At 45.5% G+C, this 19,199-nt stretch carries 17 protein-coding genes and 1 pseudogene; 6 read left to right on the forward strand and 12 right to left on the reverse strand.

Annotated features, from left to right (window positions below; all coding sequences use genetic code 11):
- Positions 1-24: 24 nt before the first annotated feature.
- A complete protein-coding gene (locus tag U868_RS0115865) occupies positions 25-633 on the reverse strand; it encodes a LysE family translocator (protein WP_025154148.1) in 609 nt (202 codons plus the stop codon).
- 193 nt (positions 634-826) lie between these two features.
- Between U868_RS0115865 and U868_RS0115870 the strand changes: the two genes are divergently transcribed.
- Positions 827-1,291, forward strand: a complete 465-nt coding sequence (locus U868_RS0115870; protein ID WP_004237343.1) for an Lrp/AsnC family transcriptional regulator — start codon at positions 827-829, stop codon at positions 1,289-1,291.
- Positions 1,292-1,442: 151 nt separating this feature from the next.
- Here the strand turns inward: U868_RS0115870 and U868_RS0115875 are convergent, their stop codons facing one another.
- The 7 genes from U868_RS0115875 to U868_RS0115910 all read right to left on the reverse strand — a co-directional run bounded on the left by U868_RS0115875 (position 1,443) and on the right by U868_RS0115910 (position 10,910).
- The gene (locus tag U868_RS0115875; RefSeq protein ID WP_025154149.1) at positions 1,443-3,077 is read right to left on the reverse strand and encodes an FGGY-family carbohydrate kinase; all 1,635 of its coding nucleotides are present in this window, start codon (positions 3,075-3,077) and stop codon (positions 1,443-1,445) included.
- 11 nt (positions 3,078-3,088) lie between these two features.
- Positions 3,089-4,036, reverse strand: a complete 948-nt coding sequence (locus U868_RS0115880; protein WP_197708807.1) for an ABC transporter permease — start codon at positions 4,034-4,036, stop codon at positions 3,089-3,091.
- Entirely contained in the window at positions 4,036-5,031 is a 996-nt protein-coding gene (locus tag U868_RS0115885; protein ID WP_025154150.1) for an ABC transporter permease, read from the reverse strand. The genes U868_RS0115880 and U868_RS0115885 overlap by 1 nt, the downstream gene beginning before the upstream one ends.
- Positions 5,024-6,517 (reverse strand): sugar ABC transporter ATP-binding protein, encoded by a 1,494-nt coding sequence (locus U868_RS0115890; RefSeq protein ID WP_025154151.1) that lies wholly within the window; start codon positions 6,515-6,517, stop codon positions 5,024-5,026. The genes U868_RS0115885 and U868_RS0115890 overlap by 8 nt, the downstream gene beginning before the upstream one ends.
- A 60-nt stretch (positions 6,518-6,577) precedes the next feature.
- Entirely contained in the window at positions 6,578-7,552 is a 975-nt protein-coding gene (locus tag U868_RS0115895; protein WP_024472943.1) for a substrate-binding domain-containing protein, read from the reverse strand.
- A gap of 559 nt (positions 7,553-8,111) precedes the next feature.
- Positions 8,112-9,578, reverse strand: a complete 1,467-nt coding sequence (locus U868_RS0115905) for a TrkH family potassium uptake protein (protein WP_025154152.1) — start codon at positions 9,576-9,578, stop codon at positions 8,112-8,114.
- Between the two features lie 111 nt (positions 9,579-9,689).
- Complete coding sequence (locus U868_RS0115910) at positions 9,690-10,910, reverse strand: MFS transporter (protein WP_025154153.1); 1,221 nt, start codon at positions 10,908-10,910, stop codon at positions 9,690-9,692.
- A 98-nt stretch (positions 10,911-11,008) separates the two neighbouring features.
- Between U868_RS0115910 and U868_RS0115915 the strand changes: the two genes are divergently transcribed.
- Both U868_RS0115915 and U868_RS23695 read left to right on the forward strand, forming a co-directional pair.
- A complete protein-coding gene (locus U868_RS0115915) occupies positions 11,009-11,458 on the forward strand; it encodes a winged helix-turn-helix transcriptional regulator (protein WP_025154154.1) in 450 nt (149 codons plus the stop codon).
- A 218-nt stretch (positions 11,459-11,676) separates the two neighbouring features.
- The gene (locus U868_RS23695; protein ID WP_240182731.1) at positions 11,677-12,378 is read left to right on the forward strand and encodes a hypothetical protein; all 702 of its coding nucleotides are present in this window, start codon (positions 11,677-11,679) and stop codon (positions 12,376-12,378) included.
- Between the two features lie 226 nt (positions 12,379-12,604).
- Here U868_RS23695 and U868_RS25085 read toward each other — a convergent pair whose 3' ends face one another.
- The 3 genes and pseudogenes from U868_RS25085 to ychF (U868_RS0115930) all read right to left on the reverse strand — a co-directional run.
- Complete coding sequence (locus U868_RS25085) at positions 12,605-12,985, reverse strand: hypothetical protein (RefSeq protein WP_162817243.1); 381 nt, start codon at positions 12,983-12,985, stop codon at positions 12,605-12,607.
- A gap of 100 nt (positions 12,986-13,085) precedes the next feature.
- Positions 13,086-13,910: an FRG domain-containing protein gene (locus U868_RS25090; RefSeq protein ID WP_051583074.1), complete on the reverse strand. Its 825-nt coding sequence runs from the start codon at positions 13,908-13,910 to the stop codon at positions 13,086-13,088.
- Between the two features lie 184 nt (positions 13,911-14,094).
- A pseudogene (gene ychF / locus U868_RS0115930) lies at positions 14,095-14,245 on the reverse strand (redox-regulated ATPase YchF); the annotation flags it as partial.
- A gap of 317 nt (positions 14,246-14,562) precedes the next feature.
- Here ychF (U868_RS0115930) and U868_RS0115935 point away from each other — a divergent pair.
- The 3 genes from U868_RS0115935 (at position 14,563) to U868_RS0115945 (ending at position 17,663) form a co-directional block, all read left to right on the forward strand.
- Positions 14,563-15,399, forward strand: a complete 837-nt coding sequence (locus U868_RS0115935) for a hypothetical protein (protein WP_025154156.1) — start codon at positions 14,563-14,565, stop codon at positions 15,397-15,399.
- Between the two features lie 9 nt (positions 15,400-15,408).
- On the forward strand, positions 15,409-15,957 hold the full coding sequence (locus U868_RS0115940; protein ID WP_162817244.1) for a hypothetical protein: 549 nt from the start codon (positions 15,409-15,411) through the stop codon (positions 15,955-15,957).
- A gap of 296 nt (positions 15,958-16,253) precedes the next feature.
- A complete protein-coding gene (locus tag U868_RS0115945) occupies positions 16,254-17,663 on the forward strand; it encodes a hypothetical protein (RefSeq protein WP_025154158.1) in 1,410 nt (469 codons plus the stop codon).
- 349 nt (positions 17,664-18,012) lie between these two features.
- On the opposite strand, the gene ychF (U868_RS0115950) is transcribed toward U868_RS0115945, so the two are convergent.
- Positions 18,013-19,104, reverse strand: coding sequence for a redox-regulated ATPase YchF (ychF, locus tag U868_RS0115950; protein WP_004237332.1), 1,092 nt, complete (start codon positions 19,102-19,104; stop codon positions 18,013-18,015).
- Between the last annotated feature and the right edge of the window lie 95 nt (positions 19,105-19,199).

Consider the following 19,199-nt stretch of genomic DNA (forward strand, 5'->3'; position numbering starts at 1 on the left):
CTGATTACGCTGACTTTCCGCAGATTAACTGAACGCCAGGCTCATTGCCGCAGTAGCCAGTAATCCCCCGGCAACACCTTCACCGAGACGGCGGCGCTTGTCGTTGTATTCCCCTTTGCTCATCTGGCCGAAAATCAGTGCCACACCGCTGTAAACGACGGCACAGCTGGCGATATACACGCCGGATAACAGCAGGGACTGCATTGCGACACTTTCACTGCCGGAAATAAAGTTCGGCAGGATAGCAAAGTAGACCAGCAATCCTTTCGGATTCAGAAAACTGGTAAAAAAGCCTTTGGTAATAACTGATTTTGCTGCCGGCTGCATCGGCGGCATTTCGCTCTTGTGCATGGCGGACATCACCATACGGACAGCCAGGTAAGCAATATAGGCCACGCCGAACCAGCGCATGCCGTTAAACAGAACAGGGGATGCCACCACCACAGCTGCCAGCCCGAACGCCGCCAGAATGGAATGCATACCGTAACCCAGCAGCACACCCATGTTGGCTTTCAGGGCCGCGCGGGAACCGCTGGCGAGACCTTGTGATGAAACAAATAAAATATCGGGTCCGGGAGCAAATACAATGGGTAACACGGTTGCGCCAAACACCATCAATGTATTTATGACCATACGACACCCCAAGTTCAAAAATAGATGAATAATTCACAATTTGTTGAATATTAGGAATTTAATTCAATATTGTGACGCCCTGATTTGTTATGCAAATTATACGGGGCTTCGCGGGAAATTAGGTTGTTAAATTGACCCGAAAAAACTATTCTTAGCAATATTATTGCTCGGAAACTGTCAGGTGGTAATTTAAATGTCAATTGAACTGGATAAGATGGATCGGCGGATTCTGGACCAGCTGCAACGTAACGGCAGAATGCAGAATGTGGAGCTGGCCCGCGAAGTGGGGCTCTCGCCGTCACCCTGCCTGAGGCGGGTACGTCGTCTGGAGGAAACCGGCGTTATCAGGCGCTATGCGGCGATTCTGGACGGCAGCAAGATAGGCGCGGGGCTGATGCTCTATGCCCGTATCTGGTTTAAGGGACAGGACGCACAGACGATCAATGATTTTGTTGCGGCGATTAATGAAATGCCGGAGATAGTGGAGTGTCACCTGATGGCCGGTGAATGTGATGCCATGATCCGCATTGTGACCAAAGACCTGACCTCATACCGGCGTTTCCATGCCGACCACCTGACACAAATACCCAGTATTCAAAGCGTTAAGACGGAAGTTCCGATGGAAACCCTGAAGGTGACACATGCGTTACCCCTGTAAACTGTGAGGGTTATCACGAAACGCAACAGAATTGTGCAGTCAGGCAGGTTATAAGCAACAGGATTGCGCAGTGATTTTGTGATGAGAGTCAAATCAGAGGCAAAGAAAAAGGCGCGTTAAAAAACGCGCCTCTGCGGATAAAACCAGAATATTATACTTCCGACATCAGTTGCCGGTAACGCTGGTCATCATGATACAACTGATGGAATACACGGTATTTGGCATCATAAAACTGCTTGATGCTCTCCGTCTGCGGTGTCACGGTTTTGCTGATCCGGCTCATCGCCTGCATCGCTTCCGGGATAGAGGCATAAAAGCCCGCAGCCACAGAGCCGAGCATGGCCGATCCCAGCAGAACCGCTTCGCTCTCTTCCGGCAGCAGCATGGCGCAGCCGGTGGCGTTGGCGTGTTCCTGAATAAAGATCGGGTTCTTGGTGCCGCCGCCGCAACCCATGATGGTATCAATGGCATATCCGGCTTTATTCATCTCTTCAATGATGTGACGGGTGCCCAGCGCAATCGCCTGAATGGTCGCCAGATAAATCAGCGCAAGATCATCGAGGGTCTGGGTCATACGCAGACCGGTCACCACACCGCGCAGGTTCGGGTTTGCCCGTGGTGAGCGGTTACCGTGGAAATAAGGCAGCACATGGATATGCCGTGTCAGCAGGGCGATATCCTCTTTTGAACCCGCCAGCGACAGAAGACGGTCATTGAGGAGCTGATACACCGTTTGCTGATTCTGTTCAGCCAGCTTTTTCGCATCATTGTACTGCGGGTGTGACGTGATCATATGGTCGATCAGCGCACCGGTTGCGGATTGTCCGCCCTCATTGAGCCAGTAACCCGGAATCATGGCACTGTAATAGGCCCCCCAGATCCCGTCGATAAAGCGGGCATTTTGGGATACCGCCATATGACAGGACGAGGTACCGCCGATCAGCGCCAGCCGGGTGTTGAAATCCGGTTGTGCGCCGGTGGCATCGGCGGCACCCAGCACACCGATCCCCCCGGCATGGGCATCAATAATCGAGGTGGCCACCGGCGTGCCCGGGATCAGCCCCAAATCTGCCGCTGCATTCGGCGTCAGGCCGTTACCGACCGGCTCACCCATCGGGCGGATCTCACGACCGATAATCTGCGCATCGTTTTCCAGCAGATCGTCCAGACCAATCTGGCGGAAGAAATGGGTGTCCCAGCGATCTTCATGGCCGAGATAGGTCCATTTACACACAGTGGAGCAGAGTGACCGGCTGTTGGTGTAAGTTGCTTTCCAGGTCAGAAAATCGGGCAAATCAAAGAAATAGCCCGCTTTCGCCCAGGTGGTCGGCATGTTCTGCTTCAGCCATAACAGTTTCGGCGTTTCCATCTCCGGCGAGATACGGTTGCCGACATACGCCAGCACCGGGTGTTTGGTGTCATTGATCCGCTGCGCCTGGCTGATAGCCCGGTGATCCATCCACATAATAATGTTCTGTTCGCTGCGCCCGGTCGGGCTGACGGTCAGCGGCTGACCCTGTTTATCCAGCACCACCAGGGAGCAGGTGGCATCAAAACCGAGGCCTTTGACCTGAATCGGATCGATACGCGCCTGTGCCACCGCATCTTTTACCGCGAGACACACACTGCGCCAGATATCATCAGAGGATTGTTCAACATAATCCGCCTGTGGCTTGAACTGACGGATATCCCGCTTTGCTTCGCCTTTCTTGCGTCCGGCTGCATCAAAAACCCCGGCCCGGGCGCTGCCGCTCCCGACATCCACACCAATAAAATAGACACTCATAATCCGCTCCCTTATGACCGGGCTTTCTGCAATGCAATAAATAAGATAAGAATACCGCCCCACAGCGCCATGATGAGGTAACTGCTGACACCCAGCAGGTTCAGGCCGCTTTCCAGCATCTGTAAGACAAACAGGGCCAGAACAATACCGATAATGCGCCCGAAACCACCGTCCGGGTTCACGCCGCCGAGCACGGAAGCCAGAATGGCGATCAGCAGATAAGATTCTCCGTATCCCGCTTTGGCGGAGTTAAACTTAGCCATCATAATAATCGCGGCCACCCAGCACAGGACAGACGAAATCACATACACCGCCATGATGGTTTTCTGCGTGTTCAGGCCGGAAAAGCGTGTTGCTTTCTCATTAGAACCCATCAGATAAACGGTACGGCCAAGCGGTGTATATTCCAGTAATCCCCACAGCAGGAATGCAAACAGCAGGAACAGGATCAGCGGCATCGGAATACCGAGCAGTGTGCCGTTACCCAGCCACAGCAGTGACGGCGGGAAACCGGAGATCACGGTACCGCCGGAAATCAGCACATTCAGGCCGTTGATTAATGTCATCATCCCGAGGGTGGCGAGGATCGGAGACACCCCGACAAAGGCAATCAGAAAACCGTTGATCAGCCCGATAATCACGGCGGTGACCAGCCCGGCCAGCAGGGCAGGCAGTAACATTGCGCCATCACCCGGGCTCATGGCCATCACACTCGCCATCACCAGCCCACAGGCATTGGTGGTCGCGATAATGGACAGGTTGATCCCGCCGGTCAGCATACAGACAGACATCGCCAGTGCCAGCATACCGAGCAGCGGCATCTGGGAGGTCATAGACTGGAAGTTGGAGACAGAGAAAAACGCGCCTGCATTAAACATCCCCTGCAACAGCAGGATAGCGGCCATAATCACCAGCAGGTAAATAATGTTGCGGTCACTCCGCAGATTCAGCATTGACATCATGACAGATGACCTCCCGCAGCGGCACGGCGTTTTTCGTTATACGCGGTGAAACTGATACTGATAACAATGATAAGCCCGGTCAGCACGGTGTGCCAGTAGGACGGAACACCGGCCAGGGTCAGGCCGTTTTTGACAATCGCCAGCAGGGCAACCCCGAGGATAACCCCGGTCAGCGTGCCTTTGCCGCCGGTCATGCTGACACCGCCTAATACCACGGCGGCCAGCACCGTCAGTTCAAAGCCCATCAGGGCATTTGGTGCAACGGACTGGGTGATTTGTGTCTGTACCACAGAGGCAATGCCTGCCAGGGCACCCATATAGCCGTAAACAAACAGCATCACGCCGAGAATACTGATACCCACACGCTTCGCGGCATCCGCATTACCGCCGACCGCATAAATCTGACGGCCGACACGGGTTTTGCTCATCAGAAAACCGGTGAAAATAATCACGGCAATCAGGGTCAGGATCGGCAGGGAAAGGCCGTAGTCATAGCCGTCGCTGCCGGTAAATGACATCACCTCGACACCATCCATAAACCACTCCGGAAAGCCGTACAGCCATTCGCCGTTGGTGAAATAGATCAGCAGGCCGAAAAAGACGTTCAGAGTGGAAATGGTAATAATAATAGACGGCACTTTCAGGCGGTAGATCAGCAGGGCGTTGATCAGCCCCAGCAGCAGACCCACCACCGCCGCGATAGCAAAGGCGATAAAGAAGTTACCGCCCTGTGACAGCACATACGTTGCCATCACATACTGTGCGGTGGCCGCCGTGGCCGGGAAGGAGATATCAATCCCGCCGGAGACCAGCACCACAAACAGACCACAGGCCATAATCGCCAGGATAGCGGTGCTGGTGGTCATATCAAACACATTGCCCAATGTCATAAAATCTTCATTGGTGATGCTGAGAAACACACTGAGCAGCACAATTAATACCGCCAGCCAGAACTCATGATGTGCAAACAGATGACGACATGACTTAAGCATTAACCGCCTCCGTAATTGCCTGCTCCGTTGTGGTTAACGGATTGAACTCATGGGTAAAACGACCTTCTTTCATCACAATGACCCGGTGACTGTTATAGAATACTTCAGGAATTTCATCACTGATCATCAGAATCGCCATGCCTTCGGCGGCCAGCATTCTGATGATCTGATAAATACTCTCTTTATTGGCGACATCCACGCCGACCGTCGGGGAATCGAGGATCAGAATATCCGGTTTCGCCGCTATCCACTTGGCGATCGCAATACGCTGGGCGTTCCCGCCGGACAGGCTGGTGACCGGCAGCGCCGGATCGGACACTTTTATCTGCAGTGCCTCAATCAGTCCGCTGACCAGTTCATGTGCCCGGGTGTGATCGAGCATTCCGCCTTTGCGGGTCAGACGCGGCAGCATCACGGAGGTGGTGTTGTCGTGAATGGACTGCGCCATCACCAGTCCCGTGCTCATGCGGTCTTCCGACACATAGCCGATGCCGTGATTAATCGCATCCCGGTTGGAGTGGAGTGTTACCGGTGAACCGTTGATCAGCAGGGTGCCGCTGTCAGGTTTCGTCATGCCGAACAGTGACAGACACAACTCTGTGCGTCCGGAACCGAGCAGCCCGGTAATGCTGACCACTTCACCGGCATGCAGCTTCAGGTCAATATCATAAAATTGATGTTGCTTTGTCAGTTTCTCTGCGCTGAGACGTAAGAGTCCCCCGGTGTTGTACGCAGAAAGTGGTGTGAACTCGAAACGCTGACCCGTCATAAGATATGCCAGCTCATCACTGTTCATCTTATCCGCATCATACGTTCCGATCAGTTTTCCGTCACGGATCACGGAGATCCGGTCGGAAATTTCCATCACTTCATCCAGCTTATGGCTGACAAACACCACGGTAACGCCGTTGGCTTTCAGATCAGCGACCACGCGGATCAGCTGATTGACTTCACTGCGCGTCAGTGAGGCTGTCGGTTCATCCATAATCACCAGCCGGGCGTCATTTGCCATCGCGCGGCAGATAGCGACCAGCTGACATTCAGCAATGGAAAGTTGTTCAACACGTTTATGCAGGGGCAGGGACAAGCCAATACGGCTGATAATTTCCTGCGCCTGTTTCATCTGGCGGCGGCGGTCAGCCAGCCCTTTGTACCACTTAACATGTTCCTGAATCACAATGTTTTCAGCAACGGTCAGGTTGGGAAAAAGCGAGAGATCCTGGTAAATCACCTGGATACCCTGCTCAATAGATTGCTGCGGGGTTAACCTGTTGTAGCTCTGCCCGTTAATAATAATTTCTGCGCCCTTTTCCGGCGGATGAACACCGGAGATCACCTTGAATAAGGTACTTTTGCCGCAGCCATTCTTACCGGCGAGACAATGAACCTCACCCCGGTTAAACGTCAGATTTATATTATCGAGTGCAATGACGGAGCCGAAGTGTTTGGAAACCTGTTTTAAGGTAATCAGTGCGTCTTTTGACATATACCAGCCCATGACAGGGCAGCACGGATGCTGCCCTTTTTAACAAAAAATAAAGAAGGATCAGAAACCGAGCGAGGTGGCGTTATTGCTGTCAACTTCCAGGATTTTATTGAATTTAATCACCTGTTTCTGAGTATCAATTTCAGCTTTACCCAGATCTTTGACTTCCACACCGTCAGTCACTTTTTTGCCGTCCAGCATATCTTTGGAGACCGACACCAGCGCGTAACCCGCATCAGCCGGGTTCCACAGGAAACCTTTCTTGATTTCGCCGCCTTTCAGATACGGTGCCGCCTGAGCCGGCATCAGGATACCTGCGGTGCTGATTTTGTTTTTCGCACGTTTTTTCTTGATGGCCTCACCGGCACCAATCAGGCCCAGTGAACCGTAAGAAACAATTCCTTTCATTTCAGGATGGGCTTTCATCAGGTCATTGGTTGCCGCGAAAGAGGCATCAATGCTTTCCGCAACCGGCATACGGCTGGTCACTTCAAACATTTCCGGATAGGTTTTCTTCTGATACTCAACTGCCAGGTTCGCCCAGTTATTATGCAGAGGCACCGTCAGGGAACCGACATAAATCACATAGCCGCCTTTGCCGCCCATGTTTTTCGCCAGTTCATCCATGGTCGCTTTGGCATAAGCATCGTTATCGATAGTTTCGATATCCCAGTCAGCGTTATGGCCGTCCGGTGCTTCGTGAGTCAGCACAACGATGCCTTGTTCGCGGGCTTTCTTAAAGACCGGCTCAAGAACGGTCACATCGTTCGGCACAACGGTAATCGCATCGACTTTCTTGGCAATCAGGTCTTCAATGATTTTTACCTGCTGAGCCGGATCCGGCGTGGAAGGCCCGACCTGATATGCATTCACGCCCAGATCTTTTGCCGCCTGCTGAACCCCTTTATCCATCTGGTTAAACCACGGAATCCCGGAGACTTTGACAACGTTGACGATTTCGTATTCTTTTGCCATGACGCTGGCAGAGAAAAGCGCAACAGATAATGCAGCGACTTTAAAAAATGATTTCTTCATCGGTAATAACCCTTTTTATATGGATACAGAGAGTGTTGCAGGGAGACCAAATAGAAGCCTGACTATAGGAGCAGGGATGATAAAAAGGGGAGGGAGAACTGAAAAATGTGATCTGCGCCCATTATTGATATGATTATGTTATTAATTTGATGCAAAAACGTTTCTTTTGACATTTTGTGTAATAAAATTACATGAAACTATATCAATGAAACATAAAATTAACAAAATAACCTATAAACAAGAACAATTTATGCATTTTATCATTGCCATCCGGAAAGTATTTTTATTGACATTTGTAAAAATACTTATGACTTACGATAAAATCGCGCTGAACCGATTGTTTCTGGTGTAACAATGAATTGATTTTCATTTTTATGTGAGTTACATCACAAAATAAAATCCACAGATGTTGTTGATTTTGAAATAAAAAAACACAAACAACAGGCGTTAATTACTTATTATTTGATTTTACAGCAATTTTCGCCCGAGGTTATTGAAACGTATCACAGAATAAAACTGAATTCCTGTGGTTTCACAATCGTGCGGAATGTGATGTTAACTACGGCCAGTTACGCCAGAAACTGACCGATAACAACACCAACAGAGTATATATCTCCAGACGGCCTAATAACATGGCAAAACAGAGCAGGTATTTTGCCGCCGGGGAGATCTCCCCGAAGCCCGGCGCGGTTAATCCGAATCCCAGTCCCATATTATTAATACAGGCGGTGACACTGGCAAATGAGGTCATTAAATCGTACCCCATCAGATTAAGGCACCAGATGAAAAAGCAGGTACAAATAACATAAAGGAAGAAAAAGCTCAGGACGGAATTAATCAGCCGGTGCTGCACAACGGTATCACCGACTTTAATCAGGGTTTGAGCTTTCGGGTGGATCAGGGAATAGACTTCCCGCCAGCTCTGTTTGGAGAGAATTAAAAACCGGATCGCTTTTATACCGCCGCAGGTGGAGCCGACACAACCACCGAAAAAACTGGCAAATAATAAGAGAACAATAATATGAGACGGCCACTGCGCATAATCACCGGTGGCAAGCCCGTTATCTGTCAGCATGGAACTGGTGAGAAAAAAAGCATGGACAAAGGATTCTTCGGCGGACGAATACATATTTGCCCGCCACACTTCAAAAAAGACCAGCGCAATAATAAAGGCGGCCACGGCGAAATAGAAACGTAATTCTGTGTTACTGAATAAGGGTTTCAGGCTGCGTTTTGCCAGGGCCACAAAATAGAGGGTAAAGTTGACGGCAGATAATAAAGAAAAAGCCCCCGCCACTAACTCAATCGCGGCGCTGTTAAAATAGCCGATACTCTCACTGTAAGTGGAAAACCCGCCGAGAGAGACGGTAGACAGCCCGTGGCATAAGGCATCAAACCAGGTCATTCCGGCCAGTTTAAAGGCAACGGTGCAGCAAAATCCCAGTAATAAATAGGTGAACCATAAATTACGGGCCGAGCTGGCTAAGCGGGGCGTTAATTTCTCATCTTTAAACGGGCCGGGCATTTCGGACTGATATAAACGCATCCCCCCGATACCCAGCAGCGGAAATATCGCCACCGCCAGGACAATAACCCCCAGACCGCCGATAAAATTAAGCTGGGCGCGGTAATATAAAACCGAGCGGGGCAAATCGGTGACATTGTGAAATACCGATGCGCCGGTGGTGGTGATACCGGAAACCCCTTCAAATAAAGCATCCTCAAAGGCCATATTCAAATGATCATCCAGCCAGAACGGCATGGCGCTGATAACAGAAAATAACAGCCAGAATACCGCAATCACCAGAAAGCCGTCCCGTGTCTGTAATTGCAGCCCGGTGGTTTTACTGCGGTACCAGCACACTAACCCGGCCGGAAAGAAAATCAGAAAACTGCCGGCAAACGCGAAAAAACTCTGCTCCTGCGCAATCAGCGCAACCAGCATCGGCAATAACAGCGTCAGGCTGTAAATCACTATCAAAAAACTGCTCAGATGGATAATGACTCGGGAACGGGTTGATATCACAGAGCGACCACCGGTTTTTCCAAAATAAATAGCAGATAATACTTGGTTCCTGATAGTGAACTGATCGCGGCCGGTTGTAAATTGTTTTCAGCTGATAATCAGCAGGTTGTCTTACTCGGCGATAGTAAGTGTAGCCCGCCAGAAGAGTAATGCCAGCAAACTGACGGATGCGCCCAGCAGGCAGACACCGTTCCAGCCCGCATATGCATACATCATAGTGGCACTGATTGCGCCGAGGCCACTTCCGGCGGCATAAAACATCATATAAAGGCCGGTCAGACGACTGTGAGCTTCAGATCCTGTCCGGAAAATCATACTCTGACTGGTGACATGCAAAGACTGACCGCCTGCATCCAGCAACACAATTCCGGCGATCAGCGCCCACAATGACCAGTCCATAAATGAAATGGGCAGCCAGGCGGCAATCAGCAGTATCAGCGCGATAAAACTGGTGCGCTGCCCGTATCCCCGATCTGCCTGCTTTCCGGCGTTTGAGGCGGCAATGGCACCGATTGCACCGGCGGGACCAAAAGCCCCGATAGCGGTGTGAGAAAAAGAATAGGGCGCAGCGCTCAGCGGAATGACAAGGGCACTCCAGAATATATTGAATGCCGCAAACATCAGGAATGAGAGGATCCCTCTGATTTGCAGTACTTTTTGCTCTTTCAGTAATGAGACCATTGAGACCATCAGTTGCCGGTAACTCCCGGTGGTCTGCGTAACTGCCATGCGGGGCAGGTGTTTTCGCAGAGGCAGTAAAATAAGCAGCATCATGATTGCAGAGCTGATATACACACCGCGCCAACCGGCCAAATCACTGACTGCACCGGAAAACACTCTCGCCAGTAACAACCCGGTAAAGACGCCGCCCTGTGCGGCACCGACCACACGCCCCTGCTCACCCGGTCCCGCAACACCGGCAGCATAAGCGATAAGCCCCTGCGTCATTGCGGTGCCCAGCATGCCGACAGCCAGCATACCGCCGAGGAGTACGGCAGGGGTTGCCGCCAGCCCGACAATGAAAAGCGCCAGGATTAACGCTGCCAGCTGAAAGGTCATCAGATTACGGCGATCGGTTTTGTCCCCGAGCGGAACCAGCAGTAACAGTGCCAGAGCACTGCCGATTTGTGTGGCGGTAATGACACCGCCGACAGCTGCATGGCTGATGGCAAAATCACGGGCAAGTGCATCCAGCAGAGGCTGTGCATAATAGACATTCGCCACACTCAGCCCGCTTGCCGCAGCAAACAACCAGACAAGGCTGCCGGGTAATGGCGTCCGTGTAATACCGGCATTTACAGCCGGAACGGGGACCGTACCGATGTTCTTCATATTCCCTCTTAAACTGGTTGCATTTTGAAACCAGTTGAATCATAGAAAATGTAGTTTTAAAATGCAACCAGAATATTCGCACAGCTAAAGGAGATATCATGCCCGCAGATAAACCCGGTAATAAAACACCATGCCCTGTCGCCCGCAGTGCAGATTTGATTGGTGACCGCTGGTCATTACTGATTGTCCGTGATGCTTTTGACGGGATCCGCCGTTTTGGTGATTTTCAGCGAAACTCAGGCATTGCGCGGAATATTCTCTCTGACCGACTGCGCAAATTACTCAGCGCAGGTATTCTGGAAATGAAAGATGCTTCGGACGGAACGGCTTATCAGGAATATGTACTGACTGAGGAAGGAAAACACCTTTTCCCCGTGATTGTGGCGCTGAGACAGTGGGGGGAAATGCATCTTTTCGGGCACGATGAACCGCATTCATTGCTAGTGGAAAAAGAAACCGGCAAACCACTGGCTGCAATGGTGCCGGTTTCTCAGGAAGGCCGGATTCTGGATCCGGATGAAACAGAAGTTAAAAAAGTGAGCTTGTAAATAAACCGACGGTAATCAGAACCGTTTAATAGATTGGATTTCTTCAGAAAAAGTCATATGACTCTCCTGAGTATCCGGAAGGAAATATTGAGAATACAGGAGAATATACCGGGAAGGATATAGCGGGAGATGAGCAGGAATAAATATTGCAGTCAGCTGCCATCAATCTATAATCCGTACACACTAATTATTTATTTCCGCTGCCGGGAGTCCGTACGTTGAGAAAATTATTGCTGTTAAGTCTGATGTATGCCTTTTCTTATAATGTGTATGCCGGTGAAAATAACTGTTCAGCAGAAACGGCTGCCGTTAACGCATTTAATAATTTTATTTTTACTCAGGAGCGGTCTTTTAACGACTCAGTGAAAGAAATGAAAATACGTATAAAAAGCAGCGATGACTATATCGATAATAGCTCGTATGTAAAATTTGATGATTGTGGCAGGTTGCTGATACTGGAAAATAATAAGGTCGTTAAATCTCGTATAAAAGAGAATGTTATTGTCAATGTGGTTAACATCAGGATAAATAAAAAGGATGAAGGCTGGCGTTATAATATGACATTTAAACTGTCTGATATTGACCAGCATGATGTTGATAACATACTGATGATGCAGAGAATGCACGGAAAGTTTCTGACCGGTAATGACGGAAAAATAACAAAATCGGAAGATACGTCTTATGCCACGTTCGGTGATGAGCGTATGAAATTCAAAGCGGAGACCCGCTTTTTAAGTGATAATAAAGGACGGCTGTCAAAATCGGACCGAGTCAGCACACAACCAAATGACAACTCAAATACACGCTATTTTTATGATGACAAAGACCGCTTAATACGGACTCAGTCAGACTCCACAACGGAAGAATATACCTATACTGATGATGGCAAAGAATCAGGCAGTACAATGATTCAGCAATAATGGTGAAAAGGACAGTCTCTATAAGCATCATGCGGACATTGATTATGAGTATGTTTATTAATTTTTAATATAATATTGAGTAGTGTCCGATGAGTAAAATAGCATAGAATCAGATGACTTCTCTGTATTTTATGCTATTTTGTGCGTTATCATACTGTGATATTGATATTCAATCTTGTTTGTTAAATAAAAATATCATTCCACTTTTTTATGAAGTGATATTTATCTACTCAATTTTATATTTTTTAGCTATCTCACGGGCGGTTTGTTCTATTCCGGGGAAGATTGTACTGGATTTTATATTTAATTGTTCAAGTTCATCTAAAATTTTACTTTTGTTTTTTACAACTATATTTTCTACATTTAAATTACTGTGACCAGTATCAGGAAGAACTGCATCATGTCCAAATAACAAAAAAGCACCAGATTGCGATGATATTCTTGGATTTGTATTACGCCCTTTGACAAGGATTATTTTTTTCAAAACGGAAAAATCTACCTGATCTGAAAAATAAGGTTTTTCTGCCTGGATAAAATGTAGTAATTTTTTCTTATTTTCATTTGTTATTTGTTCATTTTCATTATTAATAGTCAGTGAGTTTTTCATCTCCAATCCAAGCATTGAAAGGTTAGTTATACAACTCACGGTATCTGAATTATAAAATTTAATATCTTTAGATTTTACCTTAAATATTTTTATATCACCATCAACTTCTTTTTTTTTCAGGATCTGAACAACAAAAATATAATGCAACTAAAGGATTGGCAGTAACATCTAAAAGTCTTGTAGGTAAACCAAAATGTTGCATTCTAACCAACTTATCCAACATAAAGTAGTCAGTATGGAACTCATTCGGATGTGCGGTTAATAATTCATTTATAGCTTGTGTTTCATTCGGAAGATAAAGGTAATCACCATTTTCATTCTTTCGAAGAATAGATGGTTCTAATTTGTATTTAATATCACCATGACCACGATAGAATATTTCCGTTCCATTATCCATTGTTGTTTTTTTTAGTTGACGAAGGAATCCTTCAACAGAGCTTATTGTGGGGCTATCATTATTGGATTTTATTAAAGATTGCTTTTTTCTACTTGCTAAGTTATCAGGCGATAAATCAAGAGATTTGAAAAGTTCATTAATAGTTAAATCTTTTATCGCCCAGTGAGTCCGGTGTATTTCCCAACGACCGGATAAAAATAGTTTTCGAAATAAATTATCTTCACCTAGGTTTGTTAGTCCAAAATCCTTTGTAAATTTGAAACTATAAGATATATTTATATTGTCTACTGATATTTTGGTAATTTCACCTATCCGGATGTGAGATTGATTGTTTTCTAATTCTGTCATAAAGACACAAGGTAATGATTTTAGATTTTCTAAAGTAGTATTATCTAGCTTACTGAATTTATAAGCAATTTCATTATTTGTATGTTCCAGGTAACGGGATAAAGGGAATGTACTGTATCCAATCTGGCCTATAGGGATATCCCAGTTGGCATCATTAGACACCATAATCAGATTTAGCATATATTTCTCAGTTCACCAAGTGATGAAAATTAGCATATCAGATTAATTAGTATGACTGATATTGTCTGTGAGGTAACTCAAAATTAAAGGAAATAATTAGGTAGGGGTAATGAAAATTAATATGTATATAGCAAAAGATGACGCTCTCTCCAGAGCGTTATCTTTTACTTTATTGAGAATACAGCTACATATAAAGCAGGAAATTTAGCACGCAGCCGTCTTTCACAATGTAATCTTTACCTTCTGCGCGCATTTTACCGGCTGCCTGCGGGGCGGTTGCGCTGGCAGGACGCAACACCGGCGGTGAAATAGGTTTGCAGATTGAACAGTGCGTAACTACGCGCCCGATTAACGTTTGTAATTCATAACCAGGATAACTATCACCTGCGGATTCATAAAAATCGTCCTCACCAATATCCTGAATATACTCATTCAGATAATAGATAAAGTACTGATAAATCCCATCAGTATAATCCCCATCATCATCGCTATTAAGTAAATCAGACAATTGGAAAGCAGCAGATAAAAGAGTATTTATCGTTTACTTGTGTTTCGTCTGAGTATGTCATGAGAAATGTCCTGTTATTTACACTAACCTGAGCTTTAGTTATATAATGACTATAGCGGTTAAACAACATGGAAGGTAAAGGCGATGTCAAATTTTGAAATCAGACTGAATAACCGGTCATATCTGACTCGGCAGGAATTTGAATTAACCCCGGGCTATTCGGTGACATTAAAAATATCTGGTTTACACAATAAAGAACATTTAATGTTTAAAGCGAGTAATAACCGGATTAGCTTAGCACAGAATGCAGATAATAAAAAAAGTGAACAAACATTAAAGATCACTGCAGTCAGCGAAGGAAGCAGTGAGATCACATCAGTGACGAAAGGTATTGGTCAATGTGCGGTTAAGGAAATGACCGGTAAAATGTCAGATTGTTTCCCCCGGTTAACTTTTTTGGTTTTACCAAAAATCGCCATTCCGTCTGATTTGACACTCAGACAAAAAGCACTGGTTCAGGTGCTTCTTTCTGAGACATCAACCCCGCAAAGAAAATTATTTAATTCCAAAGAAGCAAAAGAAGCGATGACATTAATGCATGATGCACTGTATAACCGGATTGCATCACCAAAGGCACGCTATCTCGATGTTCCTCAGGATGGCAGTGATAAGTTGTTGGGTGTTATATTTAAAGGCAGAGTGATTGAAGGGTTTAAAAATAACACTATAGATCCTAAGATCCTCAGCAGGATAAATGTACTTATCGAAAAAGCTAACGATGGTAATCCTGATATGAAAAAGTACAGAATGCTGATACAGGATGCTATTGAAATAGCAAAAAAAGATAGTGTTATTTCTGACCATACGGTGATTGGCTGGAGGACAACGGGTAGCAGCCTAGGGGGAGGCGGTATAGAGAAATATAAAGACTTACAAGGTCAAACCTTTACAAAACTGACTGCCGAATTTCTCAGACAATAAAGAGAGACTATGATGAAAGCTGGTATTATTACAGTGATATCCCTGATTTTTATTTCTTTTTCCGGCACTGCATCATCCGGCAACCGGGAACTGTCCGGCGACTGGGGGATATATGACAGTAAGCCTGAATCCGTATTTAAGCCACTTGATGATAAACGCTATAAGGCACATTTTGAGGATGCCGCTAAATATTTTATTGCCATCTATAATATGAATAATGAGGTTAATGATTTTTGTTTGATTGGTTATAAATGGCGTGATAAAAATCGTGAAAACAATGTCAATGTTATCTGGAAAAACCATTATTTAATCAACTGGGAAATGCCGTACCGGCCGACTGATAACGCTGACTATATCCGCTCATTGATATTATCAAAACCCGCTATAAATCTGAAAGATGATGTGGTTCCGTACAGTGAAATTGGTTTCCGCACAGCCCTCTGGCCGGAAGAGGGAATTAAGCAGATAACGGATGATTGTCTGAAAAACGGCAATCAGGTACAGATTCAGCCATTTCAGCTGGATCCGAAATGGAATATCGAAAATAAACCAGAATGAAGGTATAGAGAAGGATTCTTAAAAAAATAGCCCATATATTAATATGGGCTATTGCAGATATGCAGATGTAATTAGGGCAGTGTCTGCATTTTGTGGTTAGGATCAGGTGATTATCCAAGTATCATTGGAGCCTTAATAATGATAGTCTGTGTCTAACTTGGTCGAAACAAACGAAAAGTCACAAGGGTTACGTAATGTATTTTAAATGGATAAGTTCTGTCAAAAATTGTTTTTAGAATAACTGTTAGGAATTTATTTAACTTTGAGAGCTTTTAATATCTGATGAGTAAAAAATTATGAGAGCAACACATTCCATATTCAATTTTTCACTTGATGAAGAGATTTTGATTCAGTTCTCGTTTGCCAATATCTCAGTTGAAACCGTTGAGTCAAGTTCTGAATTACTCAAAAAAGAAATACGGATAAGCATCCAAGAAAAAGTAGAGATTTTTGACTCTGCACATGAAAGCGCAAGATATAGCAGACCTAAGCTCCTTGTTGTATTAGGTGTTCTTAGTTTTATAACTGGGCGGAATTTCTCCGTTTATGAAGTAATAGGCTCAATCTCTTACGTTTCGAATGTAAAAGAAAACAAAATAAAGGAAGTTAAATGTATTATTGAAGGGGTTAATTATTCAAATCAACTTGAGGCTATTTGCAATAGTATAAATAGTGAAACGGATTTAAAGAACACCTTATTCTTTTCATTATTAGATAGATGGAGAAAAGCGCAATATCAACTAATAGAAAGTGAAGGAGAAGGACTTTTTGAAGATGAATCTCTATTGTCATTTTTTCATATTTTAGAGTTGTTAGTTAGCGAGTACCAAGATGAGCAGAAAGCGGAAGCAATAGAAAAAATAGATATATTTATAAATGAATTAATGAGTACGACTTTCAAATATAGAGGGCCGTCGTTAAATGGAAAGGTTAACGAGAAAAATAAAGTACTTAAAGAGATTTTACTTAGCGGCGATTTGATATCTATTGGTTCAAAAATAAATTATATGTTCGAAAAGCAGGGGCTTCTTGATGAACGTGTTCAATACTTTTTGCAGGAGCTTATTGCTGCTAGAAACTCTATTGCACATGGTCGACAGGTTTTTAGGGAGAGTTTAATCTGGCCTTTACCTCCATTTTTTATGCTTCATATCAATGATTTCAATCTTGGCTATTTTATTTGCATTTTAACTGCAAGATCTATTGCTTGCCACTATAAGCTAGACTTGTGGAAAGGTGAATGGGAAAGCATCCTTCAAAAACTGCCACCTCCATTGGATGTCATTAAATCATTTATCAAAAACAAACGCTATCAAGGTTTATCCACCGAAAGATTTTATAGCGGAGATATAGATCATGTTACCCCTGCTTCAATTGTATATGCCTATGTTAAAGAAAAAATAAAATTTGCAGATTTTGAAAGTTGTTTTATCGAACATATCAATTATATCAATTTGACTTGTGAAAATACTACTGGAATAGATGAGCGATTGTATATATTAATAATATTGGCAGACTCTGGGATAAAAGAAGTTTCGGAATATAGTAAGAGAAATATTCAATCAATTTATGACAATAAATCTTTTTTTATGTCAAACATCAAAGACTATTTGAGATTTGTCGAACACTATAATATTAAACCAGATTGGTTTCGGAAATGGATTGTTGAGGGGATGCGCTATGAGTCTAAGGAAAACAATACATAATAATAAGCTTAAGGTGGGCGTAACAAATGTTCGGCTTTTTTGGTTCCATTGTTTTAGCCCTTACGAAGACCAATTAGGTTGAGTAGTACGTTCATTAGCCATATAATTCTACATTAGGAAAAAAGAACAAAGTATGTCAGTTTCTAGGTTTTTGGTAAAAAAAACAATGAGTTGAATATAGGTTTAATAAATTAGTAACATGAGTTGTGGGATTCATATAAAAAATCATGTTTTACCGACATTAAGTGTTGTGGATATCCCAATAAAAATCCACGCAATAGCGTGGATTTTATGGTTTTTTACGATGCTTCTAGTATTCAGCAAAACATCATAAGACTACAAATTTTAATCACACATTAAACAGGAAATTCAGCACGTCGCCGTCTTTCACAATGTAATCTTTACCTTCTGCACGCATTTTACCGGCTTCTTTTGCACCTTGTTCGCCTTTGTACTGGATGAAATCCTCAAATGCGATGGTCTGGGCGCGGATAAAGCCTTTTTCAAAGTCGGTATGGATTTTACCGGCTGCCTGCGGGGCGGTTGCGCCGACAGGGATGGTCCATGCACGGACTTCTTTCACACCGGCGGTGAAATAGGTCTGCAGGTTGAGCAGGGCGTAACCGGCGCGGATCACACGGTTCAGGCCCGGTTCTTCGATACCGAGGTCAGCCATAAACTCTTCGCGGTCACCATCTTCCAGCTCAGCGATATCGGATTCAATGGCCGCACATACCGGTACCACCACAGAACCTTCTTTCTCTGCGATTTCACGCACCTGATCCAGATACGGGTTATTCTCAAAGCCATCTTCATTGACGTTGGCAATGTACATGGTTGGTTTCAGGGTCAGGAAGCTCAGGTAGCGGATCGCACCCATTTCTTCTTTGTTCAGGTTCAGCGTGCGCAGCATCTGTGCGTTTTCCAGCAGCGGCAGGCATTTCTCCAGCACTTCCAGCTCCAGTTTCGCGTCTTTATCACCGCCTTTGGCGCGTTTCTGCACACGGTGAATAGCGCGTTCACAGGTGTCGAGGTCAGCCAGCGCCAGTTCGGTATTGATGGTATCAATATCTTCTGCCGGGTTAACACGGCCGGAAACGTGAACAATGTTATCATCGTCAAAGCAGCGGACAACGTGGCCGATAGCTTCTGTTTCGCGGATGTTGGTCAGGAACTGGTTACCCAGACCTTCACCTTTGGAGGCGCCTTTCACCAGGCCGGCGATATCGACGAATTCCATGGTGGTCGGCAGAATACGCTGTGGTTTTACGATTTCCGCCAGTGCATCCAGGCGGGCATCCGGCATCGGTACCACGCCGGTGTTCGGCTCAATTGTACAGAACGGAAAGTTCGCCGCTTCAATACCTGCTTTGGTCAGCGCGTTAAACAGCGTTGATTTCCCGACGTTCGGCAGACCGACGATACCACATTTGAAACCCATAAATTCTTCACCTTAAAAATGACAGCAGACCAAAACGGCCTGCAAGCACGTTAAATAATTGCCGCCGATTATACACGGTTACGGATAAACAGACG

It is taken from the genome of Morganella morganii H1r (genome assembly GCF_000633515.1).
In the GTDB taxonomy this organism is placed as follows: Bacteria; Pseudomonadota; Gammaproteobacteria; order Enterobacterales; family Enterobacteriaceae; genus Morganella; species Morganella morganii_B.